Annotated in this window: 27 protein-coding genes; 14 read left to right on the forward strand and 13 right to left on the reverse strand. The window is 66.7% G+C overall.

The features are described from left to right. Positions 1–2: 2 nt before the first annotated feature. A complete protein-coding gene (locus MRBLMD1_RS16490; RefSeq protein WP_364401549.1) occupies positions 3–734 on the forward strand; it encodes a DUF72 domain-containing protein in 732 nt (243 codons plus the stop codon). Between the two features lie 32 nt (positions 735–766). Further along, the gene (locus MRBLMD1_RS16495; protein ID WP_224027069.1) at positions 767–1,879 is read left to right on the forward strand and encodes an App1 family protein; all 1,113 of its coding nucleotides are present in this window, start codon (positions 767–769) and stop codon (positions 1,877–1,879) included. 27 nt (positions 1,880–1,906) lie between these two features. Here MRBLMD1_RS16495 and MRBLMD1_RS16500 read toward each other — a convergent pair whose 3' ends face one another. The 4 genes from MRBLMD1_RS16500 to MRBLMD1_RS16515 all read right to left on the reverse strand — a co-directional run bounded on the left by MRBLMD1_RS16500 (position 1,907) and on the right by MRBLMD1_RS16515 (position 4,989). Continuing rightward, entirely contained in the window at positions 1,907–3,541 is a 1,635-nt protein-coding gene (locus MRBLMD1_RS16500; RefSeq protein WP_364401552.1) for a glycoside hydrolase family 1 protein, read from the reverse strand. A 98-nt stretch (positions 3,542–3,639) separates the two neighbouring features. Then, a complete protein-coding gene (locus MRBLMD1_RS16505; RefSeq protein WP_159630615.1) occupies positions 3,640–4,017 on the reverse strand; it encodes a hypothetical protein in 378 nt (125 codons plus the stop codon). A gap of 108 nt (positions 4,018–4,125) precedes the next feature. Then, the gene (locus MRBLMD1_RS16510) at positions 4,126–4,503 is read right to left on the reverse strand and encodes a J domain-containing protein (RefSeq protein WP_159630613.1); all 378 of its coding nucleotides are present in this window, start codon (positions 4,501–4,503) and stop codon (positions 4,126–4,128) included. A gap of 60 nt (positions 4,504–4,563) precedes the next feature. Next, a complete protein-coding gene (locus tag MRBLMD1_RS16515; protein WP_159635154.1) occupies positions 4,564–4,989 on the reverse strand; it encodes an Hsp20/alpha crystallin family protein in 426 nt (141 codons plus the stop codon). A gap of 142 nt (positions 4,990–5,131) precedes the next feature. Between MRBLMD1_RS16515 and MRBLMD1_RS16520 the strand changes: the two genes are divergently transcribed. Beyond that, positions 5,132–5,449: a MerR family transcriptional regulator gene (locus tag MRBLMD1_RS16520; RefSeq protein ID WP_159630611.1), complete on the forward strand. Its 318-nt coding sequence runs from the start codon at positions 5,132–5,134 to the stop codon at positions 5,447–5,449. A 101-nt stretch (positions 5,450–5,550) separates the two neighbouring features. Here the strand turns inward: MRBLMD1_RS16520 and MRBLMD1_RS16525 are convergent, their stop codons facing one another. The 4 genes from MRBLMD1_RS16525 to MRBLMD1_RS16540 form a co-directional block, all read right to left on the reverse strand. Further along, complete coding sequence (locus MRBLMD1_RS16525; RefSeq protein WP_159630609.1) at positions 5,551–6,348, reverse strand: phosphatase PAP2 family protein; 798 nt, start codon at positions 6,346–6,348, stop codon at positions 5,551–5,553. A gap of 187 nt (positions 6,349–6,535) precedes the next feature. Next, the gene (locus tag MRBLMD1_RS16530) at positions 6,536–8,374 is read right to left on the reverse strand and encodes a S8 family serine peptidase (RefSeq protein WP_364401557.1); all 1,839 of its coding nucleotides are present in this window, start codon (positions 8,372–8,374) and stop codon (positions 6,536–6,538) included. A gap of 130 nt (positions 8,375–8,504) precedes the next feature. Then, entirely contained in the window at positions 8,505–9,383 is an 879-nt protein-coding gene (locus MRBLMD1_RS16535) for an NAD-dependent epimerase/dehydratase family protein (RefSeq protein WP_224027075.1), read from the reverse strand. A gap of 45 nt (positions 9,384–9,428) precedes the next feature. Further along, complete coding sequence (locus MRBLMD1_RS16540) at positions 9,429–10,022, reverse strand: adenylate kinase (protein ID WP_364401560.1); 594 nt, start codon at positions 10,020–10,022, stop codon at positions 9,429–9,431. Positions 10,023–10,310: 288 nt separating this feature from the next. On the opposite strand from MRBLMD1_RS16540, the gene MRBLMD1_RS16545 reads away from it, so the two are divergent. Beyond that, on the forward strand, positions 10,311–11,054 hold the full coding sequence (locus MRBLMD1_RS16545) for a GAF and ANTAR domain-containing protein (RefSeq protein WP_364402331.1): 744 nt from the start codon (positions 10,311–10,313) through the stop codon (positions 11,052–11,054). Between the two features lie 68 nt (positions 11,055–11,122). Then, a complete protein-coding gene (locus MRBLMD1_RS16550; protein ID WP_159630601.1) occupies positions 11,123–11,533 on the forward strand; it encodes a response regulator transcription factor in 411 nt (136 codons plus the stop codon). A 96-nt stretch (positions 11,534–11,629) separates the two neighbouring features. Here MRBLMD1_RS16550 and MRBLMD1_RS16555 read toward each other — a convergent pair whose 3' ends face one another. Continuing rightward, the gene (locus tag MRBLMD1_RS16555; RefSeq protein WP_364401564.1) at positions 11,630–12,466 is read right to left on the reverse strand and encodes an alpha/beta fold hydrolase; all 837 of its coding nucleotides are present in this window, start codon (positions 12,464–12,466) and stop codon (positions 11,630–11,632) included. A 158-nt stretch (positions 12,467–12,624) separates the two neighbouring features. Here MRBLMD1_RS16555 and MRBLMD1_RS16560 point away from each other — a divergent pair, with 158 nt between their 5' ends. Together MRBLMD1_RS16560 and MRBLMD1_RS16565 are read left to right on the forward strand one after the other, a co-directional pair. Then, a complete protein-coding gene (locus tag MRBLMD1_RS16560; protein WP_224027077.1) occupies positions 12,625–13,002 on the forward strand; it encodes an ArsR/SmtB family transcription factor in 378 nt (125 codons plus the stop codon). Between the two features lie 248 nt (positions 13,003–13,250). Next, positions 13,251–14,108 carry a cation diffusion facilitator family transporter gene (locus tag MRBLMD1_RS16565; protein ID WP_414703715.1) on the forward strand — a complete coding sequence of 286 codons (858 nt, stop codon included), beginning with the start codon at positions 13,251–13,253 and terminating at the stop codon, positions 14,106–14,108. Between the two features lie 65 nt (positions 14,109–14,173). Here MRBLMD1_RS16565 and MRBLMD1_RS16570 read toward each other — a convergent pair whose 3' ends face one another. The 3 genes from MRBLMD1_RS16570 to MRBLMD1_RS16580 all read right to left on the reverse strand — a co-directional run bounded on the left by MRBLMD1_RS16570 (position 14,174) and on the right by MRBLMD1_RS16580 (position 17,623). Continuing rightward, the gene (locus MRBLMD1_RS16570) at positions 14,174–15,343 is read right to left on the reverse strand and encodes a fatty acid desaturase family protein (RefSeq protein ID WP_224027079.1); all 1,170 of its coding nucleotides are present in this window, start codon (positions 15,341–15,343) and stop codon (positions 14,174–14,176) included. A gap of 13 nt (positions 15,344–15,356) precedes the next feature. Continuing rightward, positions 15,357–16,451, reverse strand: coding sequence for a ferredoxin reductase (locus MRBLMD1_RS16575; RefSeq protein WP_224027080.1), 1,095 nt, complete (start codon positions 16,449–16,451; stop codon positions 15,357–15,359). A 125-nt stretch (positions 16,452–16,576) separates the two neighbouring features. Then, positions 16,577–17,623, reverse strand: coding sequence for an LLM class flavin-dependent oxidoreductase (locus MRBLMD1_RS16580; protein WP_364401573.1), 1,047 nt, complete (start codon positions 17,621–17,623; stop codon positions 16,577–16,579). A gap of 54 nt (positions 17,624–17,677) precedes the next feature. Here MRBLMD1_RS16580 and MRBLMD1_RS16585 point away from each other — a divergent pair, with 54 nt between their 5' ends. The 4 genes from MRBLMD1_RS16585 to MRBLMD1_RS16600 all read left to right on the forward strand — a co-directional run bounded on the left by MRBLMD1_RS16585 (position 17,678) and on the right by MRBLMD1_RS16600 (position 20,067). Further along, complete coding sequence (locus tag MRBLMD1_RS16585; RefSeq protein ID WP_224027082.1) at positions 17,678–18,037, forward strand: YnfA family protein; 360 nt, start codon at positions 17,678–17,680, stop codon at positions 18,035–18,037. Positions 18,038–18,085: 48 nt separating this feature from the next. Then, a complete protein-coding gene (gene lhgO, locus MRBLMD1_RS16590) occupies positions 18,086–19,288 on the forward strand; it encodes an L-2-hydroxyglutarate oxidase (RefSeq protein WP_364401576.1) in 1,203 nt (400 codons plus the stop codon). A 91-nt stretch (positions 19,289–19,379) separates the two neighbouring features. Continuing rightward, positions 19,380–19,730, forward strand: a complete 351-nt coding sequence (locus MRBLMD1_RS16595; RefSeq protein ID WP_159635145.1) for a YidH family protein — start codon at positions 19,380–19,382, stop codon at positions 19,728–19,730. Between the two features lie 4 nt (positions 19,731–19,734). Further along, positions 19,735–20,067 (forward strand): DUF202 domain-containing protein, encoded by a 333-nt coding sequence (locus tag MRBLMD1_RS16600; protein WP_159630585.1) that lies wholly within the window; start codon positions 19,735–19,737, stop codon positions 20,065–20,067. Positions 20,068–20,101: 34 nt separating this feature from the next. Here the strand turns inward: MRBLMD1_RS16600 and MRBLMD1_RS16605 are convergent, their stop codons facing one another. Continuing rightward, a complete protein-coding gene (locus MRBLMD1_RS16605) occupies positions 20,102–20,500 on the reverse strand; it encodes a hypothetical protein (protein ID WP_364401580.1) in 399 nt (132 codons plus the stop codon). 85 nt (positions 20,501–20,585) lie between these two features. Between MRBLMD1_RS16605 and MRBLMD1_RS16610 the strand changes: the two genes are divergently transcribed. The 3 genes from MRBLMD1_RS16610 to MRBLMD1_RS16620 all read left to right on the forward strand — a co-directional run bounded on the left by MRBLMD1_RS16610 (position 20,586) and on the right by MRBLMD1_RS16620 (position 23,342). Further along, on the forward strand, positions 20,586–20,822 hold the full coding sequence (locus MRBLMD1_RS16610; protein ID WP_159630581.1) for a DUF2630 family protein: 237 nt from the start codon (positions 20,586–20,588) through the stop codon (positions 20,820–20,822). 80 nt (positions 20,823–20,902) lie between these two features. Beyond that, complete coding sequence (locus tag MRBLMD1_RS16615; RefSeq protein WP_364401583.1) at positions 20,903–21,697, forward strand: carbon-nitrogen hydrolase family protein; 795 nt, start codon at positions 20,903–20,905, stop codon at positions 21,695–21,697. Positions 21,698–22,022: 325 nt separating this feature from the next. After that, positions 22,023–23,342, forward strand: a complete 1,320-nt coding sequence (locus MRBLMD1_RS16620) for an ammonium transporter (protein ID WP_364401586.1) — start codon at positions 22,023–22,025, stop codon at positions 23,340–23,342. Positions 23,343–23,346 lie beyond the last annotated feature (4 nt).

The following is a 23,346-nucleotide window of genomic DNA, read 5'->3' on the forward strand; positions in this document are numbered from 1 at the left end:
AAATGGCTATCCGCATCGGCACCTCCGGCTGGAGCTACGACCACTGGGAGAACGTCCTGTACCCGCCCGGGCTGCCCGTCCGGGACAGGCTCCAGTGCTACGTCGCCAGGTTCAGCACGGTTGAACTGAACGCCAGCTTCTACCGGTGGCCCAGGGACACCACCTTCGCAGGCTGGAACAGGCGCCTCCCGCCCGGATTCAGCATGTCCGTCAAGGCACCCCGCGGGCTGACCCACGCACGCAAGCTCTATTCACCGGAGGTGTGGATTGAGCGCATCACCAGGTGCTGGCATGAGCTGGGGGACAAACGGGCCGTGCTCTTGGTCCAGCTGCCGCCGCAGCTGGAGCGCGACGACGCCCGGCTGGATTATTTCCTGGCCGCGCTCCCCTCCTGGATCAGGGTGGCCGTGGAGTTCAGGCACCCCAGCTGGGATTGCCCCGACGTGTTCGCCCTGCTGGAGCGGCACCAGGCGGCCTACTGCATCATGAGCGGCGCCAACCTCCCCTGCATCCTGCGCACCACCGCGCCGTTCGCCTACGTCCGGCTTCACGGGCCGGATCACGAGCACCTGTACGGCGGCTCCTACTCGGACGCCGACATGCACTGGTGGGCAGACCGGATCCGCGAGTGGGACGGCGCGGGCATCGACGTGTACGCCTACTTCAACAACGACGGCGGCGGGAACGCTGTGCGGAACGCCGAGACCCTGCGGGCTTTCCTGGGCGTCAGCTGATGCCTGCTGCCGCCCTGTGGCAGAGTTAGGGCATGGACACGGCTCCGCAGAACCCAGCCCCGGACACGGCACACACACCGCGGCAGAACAAAAAAGGCCAGTACGCACTGTCGGGAAGCCAGTTCTTCCGGCTGGCGCACAGGCTCTCTGATGCGGTCAACGATGTCCGGATCACCCTCGCCAAACGGTGGGACTTCGTGCCCCAAACCATCGCCTACCAGGGCTACGGTTCCACCACCCGGGTACGGGTGCTGGGGCGGGTGCTGCTGACCCAGAAGCCGTTGCCGGGGAGCAAAGCCGAGCACGAAGCGAAAAACGGGAACCAGAACATCCGGGGCTGGCGCGCCTTCACCGGGGTGCCGCTGCAGTTTACCGACGTCGAAATCACCATCGGCGACGTGGTCACCCACGTCACGGCGGACCGGGGCGGACTCATCGACACCGAGGTGGATGTCCAGCTGTCCCCCGGCTGGCATACGGCAGTCCTGCGCGCCGAGGGAACCGAGCCGGCGGAAGCACTGATCCAGGTCATCGCGCCCGGGGTGCAATTCGGCATCGTCTCCGACATTGACGACACCGTCATGGTGACCGCCCTGCCCCGGCCGTTCCTGGCGCTGTGGAACACCTTCGTGCTCAGCGAACGGGCGCGCATGGCCACGCCGGGAATGGCCGTGCTGCTGGACCGGCTGACCATTGAGCACCCCGAGGCTCCGGTCATCTACCTGTCCACCGGCCCCTGGAACGCCGCCCCCACGCTGGGGCGCTTCCTGACCCGCAACATGTACCCCAAGGGCGCGCTGCTGTTGACGGACTGGGGCCTCACCCAGGACCGCTGGTTCCGCAGCGGCCAGGACCACAAGCACCGCAACCTGGAGCGGCTTGCCGAGGAATTCCCGGACATGCGGTGGCTCCTGATCGGCGACAACGGCCAGCATGATGAGGCCATCTACTCCGCCTTCGCCGCCGGGAACCCGGAAAAGGTTGCGGCCATCGCCATCCGGCAGCTGTCCGTCAGCGAATCGGTCTTCGCCGGCGGCCACTCCGAGGACGGCGACCACACCACCTCCCGGGTGCCGTGGATCTACTCCCCGGACGGCGCCGGCATCGCCAAGCAGCTCGCCATGCTGGACCTGCTCCGGGGCTGACCATTCCGGGGCCGGCCCCGTTGCGTCCTACGCCCCGGCACCCAGGGGTGCGCCGTCGTCGGGCGCTTCATTGCCCAACAGCTCCCCGTTGTCGAGCAAATCCCCACTGTCCAGCAAATCCCCGCTGTCCAGTAAATCCTCACGGTCCAGCACATCCCCACTGCCGAGCAGATCCGGAACCACGGCCTGGGCGATGGTGGCGTCAGCAGCGGCAGCCAGGTCACGTTCCTCGATGAGCTCCTGGTACCAGAAGTAGGATGCCTTGGGCGTGCGGTCCAGTGTTTCAAAGTCGACGTGCAGCAGGCCAAAGGGCTGCTTGTAGCCGGCGGACCACTCGAAGTTGTCCAGGAAGGACCACACGTAGTAGCCACGCAGGTCAACGGACTCTGCCACGCCGCCGGGGGCCGTGGCCCGCAGTGCGGTTTCAAGGTGGTCGGAGATGTACTTCAGCCGCCGCTCGTCCGGGATGAACCGGGTGTTGGTGGACTTGTCCCGGACGATGATGTCCTCGAAGCTGGCGCCGCCTTCGGTGATGATCACCGGCGGCAGGTTGGGATACCGATCCGCCATCTCCTTCAGGGCCACGGCCATGTACTCCGGCTTGACCGGCCACCCGTAGGCGGTGATGTCCGCTTCCGGCCAGGCTTCCACGTGGAATGGCGTGGCACCGCTGCCCGTGGCGTTGAGGTCGCTGCCCATAGCTTCCGCCATGCTTGACGGCACTGTACCGCTGCCTGGCCCCGCCGCCACCTTGGTGGGCATGTAGTAGTTGAGCCCGTAGAAGTCCAGGGGCTGGGAAATGATCTCCATGTCCTCGTCGGGGTGTTCAAAGGAGCTGAAGAACTTTGCGGCGCGGATCAGGTCGGGGTATTTGCCCGTCAGGACCGGGTCCGCGTAGAGCCGGTTCTGGCCCAGGTCCATAACCCCGGCGCTGATCTTGTCCAGCGGGTTGATCGAGTTCGGCACCATGGGCGAGTAGACGTTGGTCATCCCGATTTCGCCCGGCACCTTGGCAGCGCGCAGGGCCTGGACGGCGAGCCCGTGGCCCAGCAGCTGGTGGTGGACGGTGGGGAAGGCGCCCAGGGCCAGCTCCTTGCCGGGTGAGTGCAGGCCGAATGCATAGCCATTCGCGCTCACGGTGGCCGGTTCGTTGATGGTGACCCAGCGTGCCACCCGGTCCCCGAACGACTCAGCCACGATCGCGGCGTACTCCCCCAGCCGGTAGGCGGTGTCCCGGTTCATCCAGCCGCCTGCTTCATCCAGTTCCAGGGGCGTGTCCCAGTGGTAGATGGTGGCCATGGGCGAGATGCCGTTGGCCAGGAGCTCGTCCAGGAGCCGGTCATAGAACGCCAGCCCTGCGCGGTTGGCCGGCCCGGTCCCGCCGGGCTGGATGCGCGGCCAGGAGAAGGAGAACCGGTAGGAATCGACGCCCAGCTGCTTCAGGAGGGCCACGTCCTGCGGCATCCGGTGGTAATGGTCCGTGGCCACGACGGGGCTGTGGTCCTCCACGATGGCGCCGGGCCTGGCCGCGAACCTGTCCCACCCCGAGGGCCCGCGGCCATCCTCATCCAGCGCCCCTTCAATCTGGAATGCTGCGGTTGCGACGCCAAGCGTGAACCCCGGGGGGATGAGCGCTGCGAGGTCCTTGGCGGTGATGTGCATTGGGGTCCAGCCTTTTGGTCACGGTGGTTTGGGTACGTCCCAGAATGTCACAGCGCAGGACGGCTGACGAGCAGCAACTCCGCGGCGGGCACCGGCGGCTACTGTGAACCGAAAAGGAACTCCTTGGCGTGCGCCACTGCCTTGCGGAAGGCGTCGTTGCGCAGGGTCACCAGGTGCTCGGAATCGCCGTCGGACGGTTCCAGGTAGCCGGTGTACCCGGGCCGCAGGACCCAGATGTCCCCCGCCGGGGGCAGGTAGAACACGCCGAAGGAACGCTGCTGCCTCTCTTCGGCCGTCCAGACCGGGACCACCGCCAAGGCCGCACCGGTGGCAGGGTTGATCCACTGCGCGCGCGGCAGCGGCTGTTCGTGCGCCTCGGGGTCCAGGAAGGGCGCGGTTCCCGGACCCCAGCGCTGCTCAAAGCGCTCATGGAATGCGGGAATGAGGTGTGAATCGTAGCGCCGCCAGTCGCTCATGCAGCTTTCCGCCTCCTTGGATGAATGGCACTGCGTTGGTTGGTTTTCCGGGGTTCAGGGCCCGCTTCAGGGCCGGATTCAGGACCAGCTTTAGGGCCGGGGCCGTTTTCAGGCCCAGGGCCCGCTCTCCCACCGCACGGGGGTGACACGGATGGGAGGCCCGGACGGGCCGCCGGTGCTGCGGACTTTGCGGACCGGAACGATGGTGGGCACCGCCGCCGTCAGCCTCCGGTCGTACTCGGCCCGGCGCCCGGGGTCACGCAGCACGTTGAACGCCTGCATGATCCTCAGGAGTTCGTCACGCTGCCCGGGGTTGCGCGCCACCGCCGGCTGGCTCCCCCCTGGCTGATTGTTCCCGTCCGCCTGCGCGCCGTCCATGTCCGGATGGTGGCTGCGCATGAGGGCCCGGTACGCATGGGATATTTCCTGCCGGGTGGCATCCCGGCCCACGCCGAGGATGGTGTAGTAATCGGGGACGTCATTCATGCCAGCCTCCTGCTCCGCCGGTGCCCCTGCCGGGCCGGCAGGGGCACGCGAAGGAAAGCCCTACGTGTTGATCTGCTGCATCCCGCCCTGCTGGGTCTGGATTTCGATCCTGCGCGGCTTGGCCTGTTCTGCAACCGGTATCCGCAGGGTCAGGACGCCCTGGTCGTAGCTGGCCTTGATCTTGTCGGTGTCCAGGGTGTCACCCAGGATCAGCTGGCGGCTGAACACGCCGCGGGGACGCTCAGAGGCCACCAGTTCCACATTGGGCTGCGTGGGGTCCTGGCGCTCGGCCCGCACAGTCAGGACGTTTCGCTCGACGTTCAGGTCCAGCGAATCCACCTTCACTCCGGGAAGGTCGAACGCCACCACGAACTCGCCGTCCTCCTGCCAGGCGTCCATGGGCATGGCGGCCGGACGGGCGGCAGTCCCAAAGACCTGCTGCGTGAGCCGGTCCAGCTCACGGAACGGGTCCGTACGCATCAACATCATTTCCCACTCCTTCAGCTTCCAAGTGTTGATCTGCGTCTGCTCCACCATCACCTAATCTATGGTGGTGGATATAGATTTTTTATAGCACTCGTGGGAAACTGAAGCAAGACACGGGCCGCAGCGATTTTTGGGAGTACACATGGCAGAACCTGATGCGGGACGGCCTGCGCGCTCCGCCGGCTCACGGGCCCTGTACGCCATCTCGGTGGCCGCGGAGCTCACGGGAACCGGGCAGCAGAACATCAGGCTGTACGAAACCAAGGGGCTGCTGACGCCATCGAGGACGGCAGGCGGCACCCGCCAATACAGCGATGACGACATTGCCGTACTGCAGCGGATCGGCGAGCTCCTCGAGGAGGGGCTGAACCTGGCAGGCGTTGCCAAGGTCCTGGAGCTGGAGGCGGCGAATGTGAAATTGCACAGGGCCCTGAAGCGCGCCAGGTCCCGGCCGCAGTGATGCAGCCGGGACCTGGCTGCAGCGAATCAGCCGAGCGACGCAACCGGAATCAAGCAGCCGCGGTGACGCAACTGCAGTGAATTAGCCTGCCGGGGAGGGCGTTACTCCCGGGCGGATTCTTCCTTCGACAGCTCTCCCGTGACCGGCTCCCCGGGGATTCGCGCTGTCCGCCAGGTGTCCAGCGCGATGACTCCGCCCAGGATGAGCAGCGAGAGGGAAAACGATGCAAGGGTGTCGGTGGGCCAGTGGTAGCCCAGGTAGAGCCGGCTGGCGATGGCGAGGATGATTCCGATTCCGGCCCCGATGAAACCGAACACCGCTGAGCGCGGGTTCCGGCGCCGGGAGAAGATCAGGTAGGCGCCCACCAGCAGGAAGTCGCAGGCTCCCAGGACGTGCCCGGACGGGTACGAGAAGGTCTGGTCCGCACCGAACAGCATCTGGTCAACGGGAGGCCGCGAGCGCTGGACGATGTGCAGGATGATCTGGGAGATGATCACCCCGGTCAGCATCGCGGACGCCAGCAGGATGGGGCGCCAGGCGTGTTTGGCCGCGAAGCCCCAGACGAGGATCACCACCAGCACGATGATGGGCAGGGCGATGGGGCCGAAGAACACGGCCAGGAAGATCATGAACGCGGTAAGTGCCCCTGAACGGGTTGTCAGCAGCCAGTCGTGCACCGGCTGGTCTGCAACGGTAAGGCCGACGCCCTGCACCACGCTGATCAGCGTGGCGATAAAGAGTGCCAGCCCCACCACCGCCAGGATGACCGATGCACGGTAAAGGCGGCGCCGGTCGGCAGGATCGATGTAGCGCTCCTCCACCACGAACTTCTCATGGAAGGTGTGCCACCTGCCCGAGTTTCTCTGCGTGACTGCGGAACCTGCTGATTTTTGTGCCAATGTGCTGCCCGTCCCTGCGCCCTGTTGAATGCACGCCATGTATACGTGTTGTTGAATGCCTAGGCTGAAGATTATCCCCATGATTGGCCATTCACTCCATCACCGGGTCACCGGCCATGGCGCCGGCCCCGGCCAGGTAAGGCGCCAGGGCAGTCGCCATGGCCGGCGGCAGGGCCGGTCCGGGCGACTAGTACGACCCGGTGGTGAACTGCCAGCTCCGGCCGGCCAGCGGATTGCCGGCGAGATCGCGGATCCCGGCGGCCCCTCCAATCAGGGTCACCGTATACCGGGCCTTGGCGGCCAGGGGTTCCTGGGGATCGAGGATCCACTGGTTGGTGGTGCCGTTCCGGTAGACGGCGGCTGCCACCAAGGCACCGGTGGAAGCGTTCTTCAAAGTGAAGGTGGTGGTGCCAGCGCCCTGGACGGCTTCGCTGAAGGTGGCGCTGACGTTGCTGTTCCTGCGGACCAGGAGCGCGTTGCTGCCCGGGGTGTAGCTGGTGAGGGTGGGCGCGGGGCCGGTGGTGAAACTCCAGCTGGTGGTGGCCAGTGGCGTGCCTGCCGTGTCGCGGATGGCAGAGGTTCCGCCGGCCAGGGTGGCCGTGTAGGTGGTGTCCGCGGCGAGGCTTGCGGCCGGGTCAAGGGTGGCGGTCCTGGTGGTGGCGTTGTACGTGACGGTGGCAGCAATGCTGGCCCCTGCGGCGTTTTTGAGCACGAAGGTCGTAGCGGACACGCCCTGGACGGCGGCGCTGAAGGTGGCCGCCACGTTCGTGCCCGCGGCCACGGCGGTGGCCTTGGCGGCCGGCGAAACCGAGGTGACGGTCGGGGCAGGAGCAGGGGCAGGAGCCGTGGCGTCCGCACCGGTAAACAGCAGGCGGTTCGGGGTACCCGCGGTGGCGCCGGTGACCATCCCGGAGGTGGCATTGGCTGCCAGTGCCGCGGCCACGTCCGCCGGTGCCAGGGCGGGGTTCTGCGAGAGCAGCAGGGCTGCGGCGCCGGCGGTGTGCGGAGCCGCCATGGACGTTCCGGACATGGACGCCGTGGCCGTGGTGGAGGTGTAGTAGTCGGAGGTGATGCCGACGCCGGGAGCATACAGGTCAACGCAGGACCCAAAGTTGGAGAACGATGCCTGCTTGTCGGTTGCATCGCTGGCCGCCACGGTGACGGCGCCGGGCACGCGGGCAGGTGAGCCCGTGCAGGCGTCCACAGCGGAGTTGCCCGCGGCCACCACGGTGGTGACGCCGTCAGCCAGGACGGCCTGGACGGCGCTGTCCACCGTGCTGCTGGCCGCTCCACCCAGGCTGAGGTTGGCCACGGCCGGTGTTCCGGCTGCATGGTTTGCGGTGATCCAGTCCAGGCCGGCCACCACGTCCGAGTTGTAGCCCGACCCGCTGCAGTCCAGCACCCTGACCGGCACCAGGGTGGCGCTCTTGGCGACGCCGTACGTGGACCCTGCCACCGTTCCGGCTACGTGGGTGCCGTGGCCGTTGCAGTCAGTGGTGCCGTTGCCATCCGCCACGGCGGTCCAGCCCGCCGCCACCCGGCCGCCAAAGTCGCTGTGCGAGGCCAGGATGCCGGTGTCCACCACGTAGGCCGTCACACCGGCGCCGGACCCGGTCCACGAGTAGCTGCCGGAGAGCGGCAACGCCCGTTGGTCGGCACGGTCCAGGCCCCAGGGGGCCGGCTGCTCGTTCCCGGAAACCGTGAGGGGGGCGTCCGGTTCCACCGACAGCACCTTCCCCGACCTGGCAAGGGCTGCCGCCTGGGCGGGGGTTGCGGTGACAACGGCGCCATGGATTGCATGCTCAAACGTGCGGCCGACGGCGTGGCCCTGGCCGCGCAGTCCGGCCGTCTCGGAGGCGACGTCCGCAGTGGGGGCGTACTGGACGATGTAGCGTCCGGCTGCGGGGGGTTGGACAGTGACAGCAGCCGCGGCAGGAACGGCGGCGGCGGGCAGGGCTGCCGTGGAAAGGACGACGGCGGAGAGCATCGCCGTGAGCGCAGGCAGCACGAAGAAACGGGTACGCATGTGGGGTCCTTGCGGTGGCGGTTGGCGGTACCAAAAGGATAGGAGCCGGAAGCGCACGGCTTCCGGCTCCTTGGATGATCCTGTGCCAACCTTTGGCGTTTCCTGCGGCCCGGTTACTGCGGGCCCGGTTTTAGCCCTGGCCTCCTCCAGAGCCGGAGCCGGCTGCAGCATGGTTCCGCCAGCTGTGCTCGGGCTCGAAGCCCAGCAGCCGCCGTGCCTTGTCGATGGAAAGCATCGTTTCGTGCTCGCCCAGTTCCTTGGTGACCTTGACGCCGGGGAACACCTCAGCTGCGAGGCCGGCACTTGACCGGCTCATGACGGTATCGGCATTGGCAATGATGAAGGCCTCGAATCCTGGCTTGGCGTTCTCCAGCGCCCGCGCCACGGCCTGCGCGCCGTCCCTGCCGTCGATGTAGCCCCACAGGTTCCACTTCCGCAGCATCGCGTCCCCATCAAAGGAGGGGAACTTTTCGTAGTCGGCCTCGTCCATCACGTTGGAGAACCGCAGCCCCGTAATGCTCAGCTCCGGGTCCCACCGCGTCATCTCCACGGCCATCTGCTCCTCCAGCGTCTTCACCAGGGAGTAGGTGCTTTCCGGCCGCGGCGGGTATTCCTCGTCCACCGGGATGTAGGGCGGGTCGATGTCGAACGGCAGCCCCAGCACGGTCTCGCTGGACGCGTACACCACCTTTTTGATGCCGGCGCGCCGCGCGGCCTGGAAGACGTTGTAGGTGGACAGCATGTTGTTCTCGAACGTGGCGGCGTCCGGAAGGATGCCCGGGGCGGGAATGGCTCCCAGGTGCACCACGGCGTCGAACCCGTCATGCCGGTCATCAACCCCCAGCAGCGCGTCCACCACCTGCCCGTAGTTGCGCAGATCCACTACCAGGAGCCCCGGGCTGCGCTCGCCGGCGCGGTCCAGGGTGAGGACCTGGTGGCCATCGTCGGTGAGCCGGCGCACCACGTGCCGCCCCAGTTTTCCGTTTCCGCCTGTAACGGCAATTCTCATCAGTGTTTCCTTCTGTTGGAGTGCGTTCACCGTGCGGTGTTTCGGTCAGGACGGGGGCCGCGGGGCTGCGAGGAACTGTTCGACGGCGGCGATTGCCACTGCGGTGATCCCGCCTTGATCGCCGCTGCCGTTGACGGACACCAGGATGCCCCGGCCCGCGTACACCGAGACTACTTCATGGGTCTGGCGGTGGTAGAGGTCCAGGCGGCGCCGGAAGACATCGAGGGTGTCGTCCGTGCGGCCCTGTTCCGCAGCGCGGCGCTGCATCCGCTCCTCCAGTTCGGCGTCCGGCGCCTGCAGTTCGATGACGGCGTCCAGCGCATGGCCCTGGGCGGCGAGCATGGCATCCAGTTCGGCGGCCTGCGGCGCCGTGCGGGGGTAGCCGTCCAGCAGGAACCCTTGCCTCGCGTCGCCTTCAAGGAGCCGGTCCTTGACCAGTGCGTTGGTTAGGTGGTCAGGTACGAAGTGGCCGCCGTCCAAATACTGCGCAGCCTGGTTCCCCAGGTCTGTCTTCCGGCTTACGTTGCTCCGGAAGATGTCGCCGGTGGACACGGCAGGGACCTGGAAGTGGCGCGCCAGGTGTTCGGCCTGGGTTCCCTTGCCGGAGCCCGGTGGGCCGATGATGAGAAGCCTGGTCATGTTCCTGTCCTTCCGCGGCGGGACCACAGTCAACGGGCCGGCAGAGGCAGCACCGGCTCCCGCTTCATTGTGCCGGTTGGTCCTTGCCGGGCGCCAGCAAGCGCTGTCGCGGCCCGGAAGCACATGGGCTTCGCCCCGGCCGGGGATGTATATACTCTGGTTATCGGTTTAGCAGCAGGCCGTTGGAAAGTTCGTCGATCCAGCGACCATCACCGGTTCCCCGCCCTGTTGCGGGGTGCTTGTGTGTTGCAGGCTCGTTTTGACCTGAACGAATGGCACCAGAAAACCGTGGCCAGCGAGTCAACAGCAAAAACCGATACATCCATCACAGAGCACCTGCATGAACTGGTCCTCAACAGCTCCGATGTTGAGGACTTCCTCAATGAACTGGCACAGGTGTCCGCGCGTAACCTCTCGGAGCCAGGCGATGAGATGCTATGCGCCATCACCCTGCTCCGGCAGCGGAAAACCGCCACCGTAGCCAGCAGCAGCCGGGAAGCAAAGTCCATCGGACGCCTTGAGCACAGCTTCGCCGAGACCCCCAGCCTGACGGCATTCACCGTCCAGGAGACAGTCCACGCTCCGGACCTCGAAGGGGACGGCCGCTGGCCGGAATACTCCACGGCTGTTGTGGCACAGGGAGTCAGGTCGGTCGCGGCTCTTCCCTTCCGGCTTGAAGGCGAAACCAAGGCAGCGCTGCTGCTGTACTCCGGCCGCGCCCACCGCTTTGAAGGCCGTGTGCTCAAGTTCGCCGAAGATTTCGTCAGCCAGACCTCGCTGGCACTCCGCCTTGCAGTGCGCTTTGCGCATTACAGCGAGACGGCGGCGAACCTCCGTGCCACGCTGGAGTCCCGCACGGTCATCGATATGGCGGTGGGCATCATCATGGCCCAGAACCGATGCAGCCAGCAGGACGCTTTTGCCATCCTGAAGACCGCGTCGAGCACCCGCAACACCAAGCTGCACGATGTTGCTGCTGCCGTGGTGAATGCCCTGGGCCAGGGCCCGGCGCGCACCCATTACGACGGCTAGGGCGGCGGTCTGCGCCAACGTGTCCTGCCACCAGTAGACTGGTGCCAACTTTTCGCCGGGGGGCTCAAATGGAACAGCAGCGTGTTTGCCTTGTCGTGGAGGATGACGACGACATCCGGGGCCTGATCTCGGTGGTCCTGTCCCGCGCGGGGTTCAAGGTCACCGCGGTGGGAACAGGGGCGGAGGGCATCGCCGCGGCGTCTGATCCCGCCATCGCCCTGGTCACCCTGGACCTTGGGCTTCCCGACATGGACGGGCACGTGGTGGCCCGCGCCATCCGCGTCCTCACCACCGCACCCTTGCTCTTCCTGACGGCCCGCTCCGAGGAAGACGACGTGCTGGCCGGCATGGCGTCAGGGGCTGCCGGCTACCTCACCAAACCTTTCCATCCGAAGGAACTGAAGGCCCTTGCCGGGCAGCTGTGCCCGGCGGCGGCTGTTTCACAGGAGCCCCAGATACCGGGCAAATCCCACTGCTGAGCCGGCCGCCGGGAATCGAGCCGTAACTCCCGGCAGCCCCCGGCAGCGGTGACGCGTCCGGCGGCGGCCCGTGCCGCCGTCGGACGCGCACTGGCGCTACTTCGACAGGAAGTCCAGCAGGGCCTCGTTGACCTCCGCGGCGTGCGTCCACAGCAGGCCGTGCGGGGCACCCTCGATCTCCACGTACTCAGCGCTGGGCAGCGCCTTGGCGAACAGGCGGCCGGTGGAGTCAATGGGCAGGATGTTGTCCGCGGTGCCGTGCACGATCAGGGCCGGGACATCGATCTTGGGGATGTCCTGGCGGAAGTCCGTGAGCCACGTGGGCTGGGCGGCAACGGAAGCCGTTGCACCCGAGCCGGCGGCAAGGTTCCAGCCCGCATTCATGACTTCCTGGCTCAGGCGGGGCGTGCCCAGGAAGGTGTCGGAGTTGTAGAAATTCTTGAAGAATTCGGTGAAGAAGGCGTAGCGGTCGGCCGTGACTGCTTCCAGAAGGCCGTCGAACACCTCCTGGGGGACGCCGTCGGGATTGTCGTCGGCCTTGAGCAGGTAGGGCTCCAGGGATCCGAGGAACGCTGCCCGGGCCACGCGTGCGGAGCCGTAGGTGCCCAGGTAGCGGCCGACTTCGCCGGTGCCCATGGAGAAGCCCACCAGCACCACGTCGTTCAGGTCCAGGGTAGTCAGCAGGGTGTTGAGGTCCGCCGCGAAGGTGTCGTAGTCGTAGCCCCCGGCGGGCTTGCTGGATTTGCCGAAACCGCGGCGGTCATAGGTGATGACCCGGTAGCCGGCACCCAGCAGGGCAGCGGTCTGCTTTTCCCAGGATGACCCGTCCAGGGGGTAGCCATGGATCAGCACCACGGGCTGTCCCGAGCCGTGGTCCTCGTAGTAGATCTCGATATCAGTGCTGTTCTCAGTGCCAACGGTGATTAAAGCCATCGGGGATGAATTCCTTTCGAGACTGGCCAGGCGGCAGGCAGAACGCCGTGCCACGCATCTCCTACTCTAGGGCGGCCGGCTCCGGGCGGGGAGCGTTTTGCGGCGACGGTGGACGTCGCCAAAGTGCGTTGCGGCGGCAGCTGTGACAATATATGCGCATGAATGCAGATAAGAATGCTTGCTCGCTGGGCGCGGACAGCCAATACGTGGAGTTGGCGGTGGAGGTCTTCGCCATGCTGGCCGACGCTACCAGGGTGCGGATTATTTTGGCGCTCCGGGACGGCGAGATGGCGGTGGGCGCCCTGGCGGACGTCGTGGGCAAGTCCCCTGCCGCCGTGTCCCAGCACCTGGCGAAAATGCGCCTGGCCCGGATGGTGTCCACGCGGCAGGACGGGACGCGTGTGCTCTACCGGCTGGAAAACGAGCATGCACGGCAACTGGTGGCGGATGCGATCTTCCAGGCCGAACACGCCCTTGGCGGAGAGCCGGCACACCACCGCATCACCAACCATTCTGCACAAAGGAGTGCCTCATGAGCGGGCCGCACCAGGAGTCGACACACACGCACAGCCACCCCCATGAGGAGGGGCACGGCGGACACGACCACGGTCATGACCACCCGCACGACCACGGTCATGAGCACCACCACGACCACGGTCATGACCACCCGCACGATCATGACCACGACGGGCACGGCCACCACCACCACTCCGGCTTCAAGGGCTGGCTGTTCGAACTGTTCGTTCCGCACACGCACGATGCCGCCGATTCCATTGACGACGCCATGGAGGCCAGCAGCGAGGGCATCCGGGCGCTGAAGATCAGCATGTTCGTCCTGCTGGCCACGACCGTGCTGCAATTCCTGGTGGTCCTGTTCAGCAGCTCGGTGGCCCTGCTGGCGGACACCATCCACAACTTTTCCGACGCCCTGACCGCGGTACCCCTGTGGGTTGCCTTCATCCTGGGGCGCAGGGCCGCCAACCGCCGGTACACGTACGGCTACGGAAGGGCGGAGGACCTGGCAGGCCTGTTCATCGTGGCCGTGGTGGCCCTTTCCGCCGTCGTTGCCGGCTGGCAGTCAGTGGACCGGCTGATCCATCCCCAGCCGCTGCAGAACCTGGGCTGGGTCATGGCCGCGGGCCTGATCGGCTTTGCAGGAAACGAAGCCGTGGCCATCTACCGCATCCGGGTGGGCCGCAGGATCGGTTCCGCCGCGCTGGTCGCAGACGGTGTGCACGCCCGGACGGACGGCTTCACCTCGCTGGCCGTGGTGATCGGCGCCGTCGGCGTCATGCTCGGTTTTCCGCTGGCGGACCCGATCGTTGGGCTGATCATCTCCGCAGCCATCATGGTGCTGCTGTGGGGCACCATTCGGAGTATCGGACGGCGGCTTATGGATGGCATCGAACCGGAGCTGGTGTCGCGTGCCCAGTCCGCGCTGGAGGGGACGACGGGCGTCCTCGGCGTCCAGCACCTGCAGCTGCGGTGGTCGGGCCACCGGCTGCAGGGCTCGGCACGCATCGAACTGGCAGACACGGAGCTGTCGCACGCCGAGGAGGTCCTTGACCGCGCCGACCACCGGCTTCGGCAGGCACTGCCCAAGCTGGACCACATGCTCCTGGCTCCCGGCACCCGGCGGTAGCGGGCGCTTAACGCAGAAGTGACCCGGCCTGGCCGGGTCACTTCTGCGTTGCGGGGATTCCGGACCTAGGCGCGGGCAGCCTTTCCAGGCAGCGCGAGCTTGAAGACCTTTGCCCAGGAGGAGCCGACCTGCTTCAGCAGCGGCCCGGTGGTGTACTTCAGGCCGTACCGCTGGCAGATCTCGCGGACCCTGGGCGCCACCTCGGCGTACCGGTTCGAGGGCAGGTCCGGGAAGAGGTGGTGCTCGATCTGGTGTGAGAGGTTGCCCGTCATGAGGTGCATGAACTTCGAGCCCGAAATGTTGGCTGAGCCGATCATCTGGCGGACATACCAGTCACCGCGGGTTTCGCCGTCCACCATCTCTTCCGTGAAGGTGTCGGTTCCCTCCGGGAAGTGGCCGCAGAAGATCACCGCGTGGGCCCAGACGTTGCGGATGGCGTTGGCTGCGATCGTGCCGAAGAGAGCCTGCTTCGCGGACCCGGTGAGCATGGCGACCGCCGGGGTTGCTGCATAGTCCTTGGTGAACTGGGTGACAACCTTCTTGCCGAGCGCCTTGAGGTCCTTGTGCAGGGCCTCCTTGGACTTGGTGCCTTCCTTATACTCGGTCAGCTCAAGGTCGTAGATGGCAATGCCCCACTCGAAGACCGGGGCCAGGATGGCGTTGAACAGCGGGTTGGCCAGGTTGATGGGCTTCCACGGCTGCTGCTCATCCATGCGCAGGAGGTTGTATCCGACGTCGTTGTCCTTGCCCACCACGTTGGTCCAGCGGTGGTGCAGGTCGTTGTGGGTGTGCTGCCAGGACCGCGACGGCGTGACGAAGTCCCATTCCCAGGTGGTGGAGTGGATGTCCGGGTCCCGCATCCAGTCCCACTGGCCGTGCAGGATGTTGTGGCCCAGTTCCATGTTTTCCAGGATCTTGGCCAGGCTCAGCAAGGTGGTACCGGTGACCCAGGCAGCCTTGTTCTTACTGACCAGGAGGGCGGCCCGGCCGGAGATCTCGAGCCCGCGCTGGATCTTGATCATCCGGCGGATGTAGGCAGCATCCTCGGCGCCCCGCTTGGCCAGGACTTCATCCCGGATGGCGTCGAGCTCGCGGCCCAGCTCCGCTACCTGCTCGTCGCTGAGGTGCGCGGCCGCCGGCGGCCGGACGGTGGGGCTGCCCGATTCGGCGAGCTTCCCGGGGCGCGTTCTCGAGCTTCCCGCGGGGGTGACCTTGGTAGGTGTGATTACAGACATTCCGTGGTGCTCCTCAGATTTCGAGGTTTACGGGTCCGGCGGCTGCCGAGACACACGTTTGGATCAGTTGGCCGGGTTCGCCATGGATTTCCCCGGTACGCAGGTCCCGGACCTGCCCGGCAAGCAGCGGTGTGAGGCAGCTGTGGCAGATGCCCATCCGGCAGCCGCTGGGCATCAGCACCCCGGCGTCCTCGCCGACGTCCAGGATGGGGGTGTCGCCGTCGGCCTGCACCTCGCGGTCGGAGGCTTCGAAGGTGACCAGGCCGCCGTCGTGCCCTACGCCCGCGTTGAACGTGGTGTTGAAGCGCTCGATCATCAGGTTGCCGGGGTCGCCCGCCACGGCGACGTCGGAGCCGGGAGCCTTGGCGGTCAGTGCCCGCTTCCAGAGCGCCTCTGCGTCGTCCAGGAAACTGTCCGGACCGCAGGCGTAGGCTGCCCGTTCCTTCCAGTCGGGGCAGATCGCGTCCAGCTCCTTGGTGCTGGAAAAGTCCATGCGGCCCTGCTCGCCGGTGTACCAGTGCGCCAGCCGGAAGTTGGGGAACTGGTCCGCGAGCTCGGCCAGCTCCTCGCGGAACAGGCTGTCATCCGGCGTGCGGGCCGAGTGGACCAGGACGACGTCGGCATCCGGGCGGCGGGGAACGAGGGTACGGATCATGGACATCACCGGGGTGATGCCGCTGCCCGCTGTGACCATGAGCAGGGGGCGCGGGTGCTCAGGGAGCACGAAGTCGCCCTGAGGCGGGGCCAGGAACAGCACGTCCCCGGGCTTCGTGGTGCGCACCAGGGTGCCGGACACGGCACCGACATCGGTGACGGTGATGGCCGGGTCCTTGCCGGCGGGAGCGCTGAGGGAGTATGAGCGCCAGTGGCGAACGCCGTCGAGTTCGACGCCGATGCGGGCCCACTGGCCTGCCAGGTGCGCCTTCCAGCCACGGCCCGGGCGGAAGAAGATCGTGGCCGACTGGGCGGTCTCCTGGACCACCCGGGTGACCACGCCGCGCAATTGCCGGGCGGAGTAGACAGGGTTGAACAGCGCCAGGATATCTTCGGGCGCCAAAGGGGTAGTGAGCACTGAGGCCGCCTGGGCCAGCTGTCGTAGCCGGATCATACGGGTAAGCCTAGAGCGGTGCGAGCCATATTTCTCTCTCTCCGTCATATGACCGTTCCGCAGTCACACGCTAGTTGGTGGGCGCGAAGCCCCCACGCCGCACTCTTAAGAGTAACGGTTCGGTCTCACAAAAGGTTCCCGGCGTCCTTTCGGCTCCATCCCAGGGCAGGGGCCACGTATTTTGCGATGTTGCCCAAAAGCTTGGCGTTGAACTCCACGCCCAGCTGGTTGGGAACGGTCAGGAGGAGCGTGTCCGCAGCCTGCACCGCGGTATCGGCGGCGAGCTGCTCCGCCAGGAGGTCCGGCGGCCCCACGTAGCTCTTGCCGAACCTGGCCGTCAACCCGTCAATGACACCCACCTGGTCACGGCCATCGCGGAGCGCACTTCCGGCAAAGAAGTACTTGTCCTCATCATCCACGATGGGCAGGACACTGCGGCTCACCGAAACCCGCGGCGCATGGGCATGGCCCGCCGCGGCCCACGCCTCCCGGAACAGCTGGATCTGCTCGGCCTGGAGTTCATGGAACGGGACCCCGGTGTCCTCCGTGAGCAGGGTGGAGCTCATCAGGTTCATCCCGAGTTCCGCGGCCCATACGGCGGTCTTCCGGCTGCCGGCACCCCACCAGATCCGTTCCGCCAGCCCCGGGGACTGGGGCTGGACCGGGAGTAGGCCGGTGGCCCCGCCCGCGTAGCGGGGATCGGCCTGGGCCACCCCGGCGCCGGTAATGGCTTTGCGGAAGGTGTCGGTGTGGCGGCGGGCCATGTCCGCATCGGTCTCCCCCGGCTGCGGCCGGTAGCCGAACGCGGACGCGCCCTGCAGGGCGGGCTCGGGTGAACCACGGCTGATGCCAAGCTGCAGCCTGCCGCCGCTGATCAGGTCTGCCGCGGCCGCTTCCTCTGCCATGTACAGCGGGTTTTCGTAGCGCATGTCGATCACACCCGCGCCAATTTCGATGCGGCTGGTGCGGGCCGCGATGGCTGACAGGAGGGGGAAGGGCGATGCCTGCTGCCGGGCGAAGTGGTGGACACGGAAGAACGCCCCGTCCACTCCGAGTTCTTCGGCGGCGACCGCAAGTTCGATGCCCTGGAGAAGGGCATCCGCCGCCGTCCTGGTTTGGGAACCCTGGCCGGGGCCCCAGTGGCCGAATGAAAGGAATCCGATGCGCTCCATACCTCCCCCAACGGTGCTGCCGGCAGCTGCATTCCCGGCTGGGATGATGGCTGGGTGGGTACTCCGGGTGAAACTGTCGCTGTCTTCAAGACCATCGTGCTGTTCGTGCTGGCCGCTGCCGCTGAGATCGGGGGCGCCTGGCTGGTGTGGCAGGCCGTGCGCGAGGGCAGGGACTGGTGGTGGGCGGGGCTCGGCGTGATCGCGCTGGGCGTCTATGGCTTCGTGGCCACACTCCAGCCGGACGCCCATTTTGGGCGGATCCTGGCGGCCTACGGCGGAGTGTTCGTTGCCGGCTCCCTGGTGTGGGGCATGGCATTTGACGGCTTCCGCCCGGACCGGTGGGACGTCGCCGGATCCCTGGTCTGCCTGCTGGGCGTCGCCGTGATCATGTTTGCACCCCGCAGCGGCGGTTAAAGCAGCGGGAGCGTGGCTAAAATCTAGCCACGACGAAAGGCGGGTCCTGTGGAGCGGGTGGACTACTGCGTTATTGGTGGCGGCATCGTAGGCCTTGCAACTGCCTACCAGTTGCTGCAGAGGCAACCGGGAGCCTCCCTGGTCCTGCTCGAGGCCGCGGGTTCCCTGGCTTCGCACCAGACGGGGCACAACAGCGGCGTCATCCATTCCGGGATCTACTACGCCCCGGACAGCCTCAAGGCCCGGTTCAGCAAGGCCGGAGCGCAACAAACCAAGGAGTTCTGCCGGGAGCACGGGATCAGGTTCGCCGAGCCGGGCAAGCTGCTGGTGGCCACCTCGGCCGTGGAGCTGGACCGGCTAAACCGGCTGGAGGAACGCGCTGCGGTCCATGGGCTGGACTGCGAGCGCCTCGACCAGGCGGAACTCAATAGGCGCGAGCCCAACGTTTCGGGACTGGGCGCGCTGTTCATTCCGAGCACCGGCATCGTGGACTACGGGGAAGTGGCGCGGAAGCTGGCCGACCTCATCTCCGCTGCCGGCGGGCGGGTCATTACCGGAGCCGCCGTGGGCTCGATCGTGGAGCATTCGGACCGCGTGGAGGTTGCCACGGGCCAGGCCGCCTACTCGTGCCGCCGCCTGGTGGCGTGTGCGGGCCTGCAGTCGGACCGCGTGGCGGAAATGGCCGGCATGAAGATTGATGTCCAGATCATTCCTTTCCGCGGGGAGTACTTCGAGCTCCCGGAATCCAAGTGGGACTATGTGACCCACCTGATCTACCCCGTACCGGATCCGGACCTGCCCTTCTTGGGGGTGCACCTCACTCCCACCATCAACGGCAGCATCACTGTGGGACCCAACGCGGTCCTGGGCCTGGCCCGGGAGGGCTACCCCAAATTCTCCGTGGACCTCAAGGACGTGGGCCGCTATCTGCGCTTTCCCGGGCTGTGGCACGTGGCAAGGTCCAACGCCGCCACCGCAGTGCGCGAAGTCCGGAACTCGCTGTTCAAGGGCAGCTACCTCCAGGAATGCCGCAAATACGCCCCCGGCCTGTCCAAGTCGGACCTGCTGCCGTACGAGGCAGGCATCCGGGCACAGGCGGTGCGCCGGGACGGAACGCTCCTGCACGATTTCCTGCTGGCGGAGACGGACAGGATGATCCACGTCCTGAACGCCCCCTCCCCGGCCGCAACCGCCGCCCTGCCCATCGGGGAACACCTGGCCGGCAAAGCCGTGCTGCACCCCGCGTCCTGACCGGCAGGGCGGCACCGGCCACGGCTAAACTGGCCCGGTGATCAACAGTGAGCAGCCGCCCCGGCCAACGGTCCCGCCGTCGCGCGGGAGGATGGCGGAACGGCTGCTGCCCGGCGGCGAGGAACCGGACCCGCGCTTCACGCTTGCGAACGAACGCACCTTCCTGGCCTGGATCCGGACGTCGCTTGCGCTGCTGGCGGGTGGCATTGCCATCGAGGCGTTCACTTCGGGCCTTTTCATTGAGCCTGTCCGGAAAGGCCTGGCCGTCCTGCTGCTTCTGCTGGGCATGATGCTCAGTGGCGGCGCCGCCATGCGGTGGCTCCGGGTGGAGCGCAGCATGCGGAACAAGGCGCCGTTGCCGCTGCCGCTCTTTGTGCCCCTGCTGGCCGGGGCAGGCGCGCTGGCTGCCGCCGTCGTACTGGTCTTCATTCTCTGGCGCTGATTCCGTGGCATCCAGCGGCCCCAGCCCCCACGGCGATCCCGGCCTCCAGCCGGAGCGGACGGCCCTCGCCTGGGGCCGGACCATGCTGGCGCTGGTGACGGCCAGCGCCTTCTTCCTGCGCTGGCTTCCCACCTATGGGCCGCCCATCCTGATGCTGCCGGTGATTTCCGGCGGCGCCGCCCTGGCCATTTACCTCACGCAGCGCCGCCGCTACCAGGCGAGGTCGCACGGGCTGGCCGGCGAAAGCATCGAGGCCGACCTGCCCGCTGTGCTCTGGACCGCCTTCGCCGGGCTCGCCCTGGGGTGCCTGGGCATTGTGGTGGTGCTGGTCAGCTAGAACGGTCCCGGCCAGCTGGACCCGTACCGGCCAGCTAGAACATGGGCAGGACGAAGCCGGCCAGCAGGGCCACGGCGCCGATCGCCGTCAGGCACCGGCCCAGGACCGAGGCCGTCCTCCCGGCTTCCTCCGGCCTGGAGGTCTGCCACTGCGTTGGACGCTTGGGGTGGTAATAGATGGGCAGGGTGTCTCCCGCGGCCATGTCCTTGATGTCGTACGGGGACATCGGGGCGTTGTGCACCTGGTGCTTCCGGTCAAACCAGCGGAAGCCAACACCGGTGGAATCGGAGTACACCACGGCCTCGGCCATGTCCCACGGGTGCACGAAGCGGCGGAGGAATCCGGTGTAGAAGAGCAGTCCCAGCCCGGCGGGCAGGCACAACCAGGTGAGCACTTCCAGGATGGGACCTGCCATATCGAGCGCAGTGGGCATGAAGTTGATGGTACAGCTCAGGGGCTGGCTCCTTCAGCACCTGATACGTACGCTGAAGGAGACCGGACCGGAGTAAGGGGAAGCCATGAATGATCAGGACATTTTGACGCACATCCAGGCCCTCGTGGAGGAGGAGCACTCACTGCGTGAGGGCTCGGGGGGCGGGCAGGCCCCGGACCAGGCACGGCTCAAGTATGTGGAAGAAAGCCTGGACCAGTGCTGGGACCTGCTGCGCCAACGTCGGGCCAAGAAGGATTCGGGCGAGAACCCGAACGACGCCGAAGCCCGCCCCATCAGCGAGGTTGAAGGTTACAGGCAGTAGCCGTCGCCGGACCGCCTTGGGTGCCCGGGTCAACCTACCCGGGCACCCCTTTTCCGTTACCCACAGATTGAGTTTCTTCCATGCGTATCGCCGTAGCCCAGATCATCAGCAGTGCCGACACAGCAGCCAACCTTGAGCTGGTGTGGGAGTACGCTGCCCAGGCCAGCAACGCCGGCGCCCAGCTGGTGGTTTTCCCCGAAGCGACGATGCGCGCCTTCGGCCACTCCCTGAAGGACATTGCCGAGCCCGTTGACGGCCCGTGGGCCAGCGAAGTCCGCAGGATGGCGAAGGAGCTGGACCTCACGATCGTGGCCGGCATGTTCACCCCGGGAAAGGACGGCCGGGTCCGTAACACACTGCTGGTCACCGGGCCCGGGGTGGAGGCGTCCTATGACAAAGTCCACCTCTTTGACGCCTTCGGTTTCGCCGAGTCCCGGACCGTCGAGGCCGGGGAGGCACCGGTAACCTTCGAACTGGACGGTACCGTGTTCGGCCTGGCGACCTGCTACGACGTCCGTTTCCCGGGCCTGTTCACCGCCAACGCCAACGCGGGTGCCCAGGTGAACATCGTGTGCGCCTCCTGGGGTGCCGGTGAGGGCAAGGCGGAGCAGTGGGACCTGCTGGTGCGCGCCCGGGCGCTGGACAGCACCACTTTTGTGGTCGCCTGCGGCCAAGGCGACCCCGAAACAGTGGGCGCCGGCCCGGCGGGCACAGCACCCACCGGCATCGGGCACAGCGCCGTGATCACCCCCCTGGGCAAGGCGGTGGTGGCGCTGGGCGGCAAGCCGGAACTCGCCGTCATCGACATTGATCCCTCAACGGTGGACGACGTCCGCACGAAGCTGCCCGTCCTGGCCAACGCCCGCACGTTCTGATCGCGTGAGGCGCCGTTCATAGCTTCGAAACAGACGGCGAAAGAGCGGACGACGCCGGGTCTCACCTGGGGCGGGCGGCCTGCGCCCGTAATGGCAGGCATCGGGCGGGGCCCGGGCGTCCGGAGGCCGACGGCGGAAGAGGCGCCGTTTACATGCCCGAAACATAGCCGATACGTGAACTTCACGCACGGGCGATTTGTGTAACGTGGCCGCAACTTTAAGCGGCATTGGCTGAAACACACACCGCCAAAAATGGAACCCGGGGGAAATGCCATGGGGCCAATCGGGCCCCTGCACCACGTTCACGTTGCGAAGGGACCCACCGGTGGAAATCACTGCCCAACACGTCTGGCTGATGATCTCGGCAGCCATGGTCCTGCTGATGACCCCGGGCCTTGGCCTCTTCTACGGCGGCATGACCCGCGCCAAGGCCGCCCTCAACATGATCATGATGAGCTTCATCTCGGCAGGGATTGTTGGCGTTGTCTGGGTTCTGTGGGGCTACTCGATGACCACCGGCGACGGCGTGCTGGGCCTCTTCGGCAATCCCTTCACCAGCTTTGGCCTGCAGAACCTCATGGGTTCACCGGACCTCCTCAAGGCCGGGTACAGCGCAACATTCGCCATCATCACCGTTGCCCTGATCAGCGGCGCCATCGCCGACCGCGCCAAGTTCGGGGCCTGGGCCCTGTTCGTGCCGGTGTGGATCACGGTGATCTACTGCCCGCTCGCGTACATGATCTGGGGCGGCGGGCTGATGAGCGCAGGGGGTGCCGTCACGGAAATCTTCGGCCAGGTCATCGATTTCGCCGGCGGTGCCGTGGTGGAAATCAGTTCGGGAACGGCTGCCCTGGTGCTGGCCGTGATCGTTGGCCAGCGCCACGGGTTCGCGAAGGACCCCAACCACCGCCCCCACAACCTGCCTTTCATCATGCTCGGCGCCGCGATCCTGTGGTTCGGCTGGTTTGGCTTCAATGGGGGGGCCGCCACCAGCGTCGAACAGGCCGGCCTCATTTGGATCAACACCCTGGTGGCACCCGCAGCCGCCATGCTCAGCTGGCTGGTCACGGAGAAGGTCCGCCACGGACACCCCACATCCCTGGGCGCCGCCTCCGGCGTGGTTGCCGGCTTGGTGGCCATCACCCCTTCCTGCGCCAACATCAGCCCCGTGGCCGCTATCGGCCTGGGCCTGGTGGCCGGCGCGGCCTGCTGCGTATTCGTGGACCTCAAATACCGCTTTGGCCTCGACGACTCCCTGGACGTGGTGGGTGTCCACCTGGGCGCCGGCCTCATCGGCACCCTGTCCCTGGGCTTCATCGCCCTTCCCGTGAACGGCCAGGGCAGCGGCCTCTTCTACGGCGGCGGAGTCCAGCAGCTCATTGCCCAGACAGCCGCCGTCATCATCACCCTCCTGTTGTCCGGTGTTGGAACCGCGGTCATTGCCCGGATCATCAACAAGACGGTGGGCTTCCGGGTCAGCCACGAGGCCGAGACCGCCGGCGTGGACCTGTCCGAGCACGCAGAGACTGCCTACGCATTCGGTGAGATCGGAGCAGGATTCAATCCCCTGCGCCACGCCGCGGCCCACATCCCGACCGCAGCTGCCCCGGCTGAACGGCACGCCAAGGAAGACTCCTTCGCGTAGGTCT

Origin of the sequence: Pseudarthrobacter sp. LMD1-1-1.1, assembly GCF_040676255.1 — a bacterium.
Classification (GTDB): Bacteria; Actinomycetota; Actinomycetes; order Actinomycetales; family Micrococcaceae; genus Arthrobacter.

What these genes read in the sequence shown, in the direction of transcription:
- MRBLMD1_RS16490 (WP_364401549.1), top strand. Translation starts at nt 3, where the DNA reads ATGGCTATCCGCATCGGCACCTCCGGCTGGAGCTACGACCACTGGGAG.
- MRBLMD1_RS16495 (WP_224027069.1), top strand. Translation starts at nt 767, where the DNA reads ATGGACACGGCTCCGCAGAACCCAGCCCCGGACACGGCACACACACCG.
- MRBLMD1_RS16500 (WP_364401552.1), bottom strand. Translation starts at nt 3,541, where the DNA reads ATGCACATCACCGCCAAGGACCTCGCAGCGCTCATCCCCCCGGGGTTC.
- MRBLMD1_RS16505 (WP_159630615.1), bottom strand. Translation starts at nt 4,017, where the DNA reads ATGAGCGACTGGCGGCGCTACGATTCACACCTCATTCCCGCATTCCAT.
- MRBLMD1_RS16510 (WP_159630613.1), bottom strand. Translation starts at nt 4,503, where the DNA reads ATGAATGACGTCCCCGATTACTACACCATCCTCGGCGTGGGCCGGGAT.
- MRBLMD1_RS16515 (WP_159635154.1), bottom strand. Translation starts at nt 4,989, where the DNA reads ATGTTGATGCGTACGGACCCGTTCCGTGAGCTGGACCGGCTCACGCAG.
- MRBLMD1_RS16520 (WP_159630611.1), top strand. Translation starts at nt 5,132, where the DNA reads ATGGCAGAACCTGATGCGGGACGGCCTGCGCGCTCCGCCGGCTCACGG.
- MRBLMD1_RS16530 (WP_364401557.1), bottom strand. Translation starts at nt 8,374, where the DNA reads ATGCGTACCCGTTTCTTCGTGCTGCCTGCGCTCACGGCGATGCTCTCC.
- MRBLMD1_RS16535 (WP_224027075.1), bottom strand. Translation starts at nt 9,383, where the DNA reads ATGAGAATTGCCGTTACAGGCGGAAACGGAAAACTGGGGCGGCACGTG.
- MRBLMD1_RS16540 (WP_364401560.1), bottom strand. Translation starts at nt 10,022, where the DNA reads ATGACCAGGCTTCTCATCATCGGCCCACCGGGCTCCGGCAAGGGAACC.
- MRBLMD1_RS16550 (WP_159630601.1), top strand. Translation starts at nt 11,123, where the DNA reads ATGGAACAGCAGCGTGTTTGCCTTGTCGTGGAGGATGACGACGACATC.
- MRBLMD1_RS16555 (WP_364401564.1), bottom strand. Translation starts at nt 12,466, where the DNA reads ATGGCTTTAATCACCGTTGGCACTGAGAACAGCACTGATATCGAGATC.
- MRBLMD1_RS16560 (WP_224027077.1), top strand. Translation starts at nt 12,625, where the DNA reads ATGAATGCAGATAAGAATGCTTGCTCGCTGGGCGCGGACAGCCAATAC.
- MRBLMD1_RS16565 (WP_414703715.1), top strand. Translation starts at nt 13,251, where the DNA reads ATGGAGGCCAGCAGCGAGGGCATCCGGGCGCTGAAGATCAGCATGTTC.
- MRBLMD1_RS16570 (WP_224027079.1), bottom strand. Translation starts at nt 15,343, where the DNA reads ATGTCTGTAATCACACCTACCAAGGTCACCCCCGCGGGAAGCTCGAGA.
- MRBLMD1_RS16575 (WP_224027080.1), bottom strand. Translation starts at nt 16,451, where the DNA reads ATGATCCGGCTACGACAGCTGGCCCAGGCGGCCTCAGTGCTCACTACC.
- MRBLMD1_RS16580 (WP_364401573.1), bottom strand. Translation starts at nt 17,623, where the DNA reads ATGGAGCGCATCGGATTCCTTTCATTCGGCCACTGGGGCCCCGGCCAG.
- MRBLMD1_RS16595 (WP_159635145.1), top strand. Translation starts at nt 19,380, where the DNA reads ATGGCGGAACGGCTGCTGCCCGGCGGCGAGGAACCGGACCCGCGCTTC.
- MRBLMD1_RS16605 (WP_364401580.1), bottom strand. Translation starts at nt 20,500, where the DNA reads ATGCCCACTGCGCTCGATATGGCAGGTCCCATCCTGGAAGTGCTCACC.
- MRBLMD1_RS16610 (WP_159630581.1), top strand. Translation starts at nt 20,586, where the DNA reads ATGAATGATCAGGACATTTTGACGCACATCCAGGCCCTCGTGGAGGAG.
- MRBLMD1_RS16615 (WP_364401583.1), top strand. Translation starts at nt 20,903, where the DNA reads ATGCGTATCGCCGTAGCCCAGATCATCAGCAGTGCCGACACAGCAGCC.